1 rRNA gene is annotated in these 256 nt (G+C 49.2%); it reads right to left on the reverse strand.

What is annotated here, in order from left to right:
• Nucleotides 1-256, reverse strand: a 23S ribosomal RNA gene (locus IB272_RS35770); the annotation flags it as partial.

A 256-nucleotide genomic window follows, 5' to 3' on the forward strand; every position in this document is an offset into this window, starting at 1 on the left:
TCCTCATTGCCACTGGCCTGGTCCGCGTTCGCTCGCCACTACTTGCGGAGTCTCGGTTGATGTCCTTTCCTGCAGGTACTTAGATGTTTCAGTTCCCTGCGTTCGCTTCTTACCCCTATGTATTCAGAGTAAGATACCTTTAAACAATGCTTGGAAACCTAAGCCGTACTTGCGCACGACTTAAATTTTCCAAGCATTTAAGGTGGGTTCCCCCATTCGGAGATCCATGGATCAAAGCTTATTCGCAGCTCCCCAC

The sequence above is a fragment of the Ensifer sp. ENS08 genome, assembly GCF_014852195.1.
GTDB lineage: Bacteria > Pseudomonadota > Alphaproteobacteria > Rhizobiales > Rhizobiaceae > Ensifer > Ensifer adhaerens.